This is a genomic window from Bilifractor sp. HCP3S3_D3, from assembly GCF_052063915.1.
Classification (GTDB): domain Bacteria; phylum Bacillota; class Clostridia; order Lachnospirales; family Lachnospiraceae; genus Bilifractor.
Map to the genome: position 1 here is coordinate 1 of NZ_JBQHWP010000062.1, position 400 is coordinate 400.

Genomic DNA, 400 nt, shown 5'->3' on the forward strand with positions numbered 1-400 from the left:
AACAATTTCAAAATCTTTTGATTTTTCGATTGTGCTTTGGATTTCTTTTTGGAATCGTTTGTGTATTCAGTTTTCAAGGTACGTATCTGGCTTTATCAGCCATACCAGCCGGAAAGAAATCTGATCTTCAGGAAGCTTTCGCTAATTCCAAAGGATCTACAGGGAAATCCACTCGAGGATCTCAAAACATGATCTTTTCAGCTCGTATCACCGGTAAAGCTTTTGCTTTCCCAGCAGCAAGTGATTCACTGCTCTTATAACGAGAGATTTTCGCTTGCTTTAATGTAAGTTTATTTGTTGTAAGGATGCTGGCGGCCGCCTATCTTTCCATACTGTCTCCGGCATAGTATTTTCGGCCGCCCGGGTCTTAACCATCGTGTTCGGAATGGGAACGGGTGTC

At 42.5% G+C, this 400-nt stretch carries 1 protein-coding gene; it reads left to right on the forward strand.

The genetic code is table 11. From position 1 onward, the window contains the following. Nucleotides 1-260: hypothetical protein (locus tag ACTNDI_RS14035; protein WP_441101575.1), on the forward strand; the 260-nt coding region annotated here is incomplete at its 5' end. Nucleotides 261-400: the final 140 nt, after the last annotated feature.